The 3,348-nt window shown below is 46.7% G+C and carries 3 protein-coding genes, 1 tRNA gene and 2 rRNA genes; all 6 read right to left on the bottom strand.

Translation table 11 applies throughout. The features are described 5' to 3' along the window. Positions 1 to 167: 167 nt before the first annotated feature. A complete protein-coding gene (gene rimI / locus FCL42_RS21385) occupies positions 168 to 614 on the bottom strand; it encodes a ribosomal protein S18-alanine N-acetyltransferase (RefSeq protein ID WP_169308483.1) in 447 nt (148 codons plus the stop codon). Next, positions 611 to 952 (bottom strand): hypothetical protein, encoded by a 342-nt coding sequence (locus FCL42_RS21380; protein WP_136865451.1) that lies wholly within the window; start codon positions 950 to 952, stop codon positions 611 to 613. Before FCL42_RS21380 ends, rimI begins: the two co-directional genes overlap by 4 nt. Next, positions 949 to 1,443 carry a GNAT family N-acetyltransferase gene (locus tag FCL42_RS21375; protein ID WP_136865450.1) on the bottom strand — a complete coding sequence of 165 codons (495 nt, stop codon included), beginning with the start codon at positions 1,441 to 1,443 and terminating at the stop codon, positions 949 to 951. Before FCL42_RS21375 ends, FCL42_RS21380 begins: the two co-directional genes overlap by 4 nt. 292 nt (positions 1,444 to 1,735) lie before the next feature. Next, positions 1,736 to 1,812, bottom strand: a tRNA-Trp gene (locus tag FCL42_RS21370). Between the two features lie 1,230 nt (positions 1,813 to 3,042). Continuing rightward, positions 3,043 to 3,157, bottom strand: a 5S ribosomal RNA gene (rrf, locus tag FCL42_RS21365). A gap of 89 nt (positions 3,158 to 3,246) precedes the next feature. Continuing rightward, a 23S ribosomal RNA gene (locus tag FCL42_RS21360) occupies positions 3,247 to 3,348 on the bottom strand; the annotation flags it as partial.

Genomic DNA, 3,348 nt, shown 5'->3' with positions numbered 1-3,348 from the left:
TCTACCTGTTCAACCACAGATAATTTAAAGGCCATTGGGTAATCACGCTGCGAGCGTCTGCGTCGCTTGGGCTCTACCTTTTCCATAATAGGTCTCCAATGTGTAAACCTATTTCAGGACGGGTCAGAATGCTCAAAAAAAGCCTGACTTTTAATGTCAGGCTTTTTTTATTGGAGCTGCAAACTCATAACTAGCGCATCTTCTCGTTCACCATTAGTACGATAGTAACCTTTTCGCTTATCAATAAGCAGAAAGCCTAGTTTCTGGTAAAGAGCGCCAGCCCCTTTATTTGACGCCCTCACCTCCAGAAAACAATGGGTAATAGAATGCCTCTTAAGCCGCTCTAAGGCATTTTGAAGTAACTGACCACCATAGCCCTTACCTTGATGGTTTGGATGAACGCAGATGTTCATTAACGTCGCCTCATCCAGTACTCGATGTGTAATGTAATACCCTATCGGCTTACCCTTGATTGCCGCCACGACGAAATCGTACCCTTGCCCCTGACAACCAGATAGCACGGCCTCGGTCCACGGAAAAGGATGACAAGCTGACTCGATCTCCAATAGAGCAGCCATTGGAAACTGCTCAAACGGGAAAAACTCGATATTCATAATTGTTTCCACAACATTTCCCATGCCGCCCTCTTTCCTTCAGCCTCGGAAAGCTGCGCCAAAGGTGGCAACACAATGCCTTTGCCTGGTTGGCCAAAAAACAAAGCCTGTTTTGCCTCCTTGGGCACCTCAGTGACAAAGTTGAGTGATTCATCATCGGTTTGCCAATGCAGCGCAATCAACAGATCCTTGAGCCAAGGAAGTTGCCCCTTGTCTAAGCCGCACACATATACAGTGGAATCTGACGATTCTAAAGCCTCGGAAAATTGCTCGTTGGCACGAAGAGGCTGATAACCAAGCGTTGCCAAAAACTGAGATCGTCGTTGTTGAGCCATCATGCGCCTTTTACCCTAGACATAATTAACGCGTTCGCATATTCCCCATCACGTAACGCAAAGTCACGACATAGGCCTTCCTCGACGAAACCAAGCGACCGGTACAGTGAAATAGCGGGAAGATTGTCTGCAAATACCTCCAGCTCGATGCGGTGTACACCAAGCCAACTATCACAGATATCGAGAACTTCCGTTAACAGCGCTTTGGCCACTCCCTGCTTACGCCATTCTTCAGATACCACAACACCTAAGGAGGCAACGTGGCGTCTTCTAGGCTCATTGTGGAGCTGAATTAAGCAACATTGCCCAATCACTTGACCGCCGATCTCAGCAACCAAAGCCTGCATGTTATTACCATAGTAGCGAACTCTTTCGTTCCAATCGTCTTCAGACATAAAAGGAGTATGCAGAGAGTTGTAGACGCAACTCGGCTGCCTATAGATGGCAGCGACATCGCTGATGTCTCGATTAAGCATGGGGCGAATGGCAATCAAGCTTAGACCTTAATGTTTGTCAGATGATGGTCGTAGTCTAAATCAGGAAAGTTGCGGCGCAAATGCTCGTGTCATAAATCAATAGTAAAAGCGTTAGCCACAACAATGAAGCTTGAGCTTTGAAGCCGAGTATCCATCTGCTACCTAAAAAGGAGGAATAGCTTCAGCCCTAAGCATCTAAGTTCCAGCTCACTAAATCCACGAATGCGAACACCGATAAATGCGCTACGACTTATCTAACGCGCACATACGAAAAAGGCCTAGTCTTTCGACTAGGCCTTTTTCGTTTATCTGGCAGGGGTGGAGAGATTCGAACTCCCAACACGCGGATTTGGAATCCGCTGCTCTGCCAATTGGAGCTACACCCCTTGAGAACGAGATGAATTATATATGGACTAAGAAAAAGGTAAAGTGCTTTTTTCTCCAACCCGAATCAAGTGCGCAACTATCAACCAACACGAACAGCCTGAAAGCTATTACTGTAGAAAAGCTATTCTGCAGTAGAATTTGAGGAAGAGAATTCAACACTTTCCGATTCTACGCCCTCCTCGAGAACACTAACTAGGTGCTGAGCTAAAGGCCCTTCTCTCCAGTGTCGCCCCTCTGAATGGCTTTGATAATTCTGGTCTTTGGTTTCAAACTCCGACATAGGGGCACTCCTTAAATAAAGCTCAATCATTACTGTATAGCAGTAAATTGAACATATCCCCATTTGACCAAAGTCGTAGAAACCAAAGAAACCGTCACAAACTAACTGACTTACAGCAATTTTCATACACCCAAGGTACACGTAGCAGATCTTGGGAAACGGAAGATGGCCAGAGGCATTCATCGAGAAAACACGGGTTGAGCTCAGCCACATAGAAAGACAAAGCGTTCACCGCTCAAAGCTAATGGCCTCTAACCGTCCAATAACAAACTCCAATCAACACTAGCAGGAACCCAGTTCAAATTTGAATTGAGCTAGTTACCCCAAAAGCCTTATTTATCCTACTCAATCCTACTCAAAGGCGGTCGACGGTAGCTTGTCTCAATTTAGAGGCACCGGACTCAGATGCTTTATTAAGAACGCTGCCACACAAGAACGCTAAGCTCTGACGTACGTCTAAGAGGCAACTTTTGGGGGGCGATTACGGCAAGCACAGCAGGTAGCATTGACTTATCGCTCTTAACATCTCATCCAACGCTTTGCCAACGAACGCTGGGCACCGGTGACGTTATTAATTCAGGCATACGAGGGACAGATATTTTTTGGCCGGAAAAATACGACTAAAGAGCGATGGGTCCAGAATTACGCCAAAGAGAAGACCTCTACTTCTAAACACCAAAAACCACAGATACGAAAAAGCCCGCAGCGTTAGCTACGGGCTTTCTCTTAATTAGCGTCTGACGATGACCAAGTCTCACGCGGACTCTCTCCAATACTTGGCCACACGACCATCCGCGCGACTGGGTTTCACTTCTGGGCGCCGGCGGCGGGAATTAGCGCATGGGATCAGGGGGTAATGTCATCAATATAAGTAGAACAAACAGTATTCTCTTTAAATCGCAGATACGAAAAAAGCCCATCCGTTAGGATGGGCTTTTCTCTTAATAGGAGTCTGACGATGACCTACTCTCACATGGGAACTCCCACACTACCATCGGCGCGACTGCGTTTCACTTCTGAGTTCGGCATGGGATCAGGTGGGACCACAGCGCTATGGTCGTCAGACAAAAATTGTCAATTTGTACAAGCTGCTTTCTCGTTTTTGCTTTTCGCAAGTGCTTATATCTGGGATATCAAAACCCATTGGGTGTTGTATGGTTAAGCCTCACGGGTCATTAGTACAGGTTAGCTCAACGCCTCACAACGCTTACACACCCTGCCTATCAACGTGGTAGTCTTCCACGGCCCTTTAGTGG

Origin of the sequence: Ferrimonas aestuarii, from assembly GCF_005116665.1 — a bacterium.
GTDB lineage: Bacteria > Pseudomonadota > Gammaproteobacteria > Enterobacterales > Shewanellaceae > Ferrimonas > Ferrimonas aestuarii.
This window is presented reverse-complemented; position numbering and strand designations above follow the sequence as displayed.

Excerpts from the sequence above, each read along its gene's own strand:
- FCL42_RS21380 (WP_136865451.1), bottom strand. The coding sequence starts at position 952 with ATGATGGCTCAACAACGACGATCTCAGTTTTTGGCAACGCTTGGTTAT.
- rimI (WP_169308483.1), bottom strand. The coding sequence starts at position 614 with ATGAATATCGAGTTTTTCCCGTTTGAGCAGTTTCCAATGGCTGCTCTA.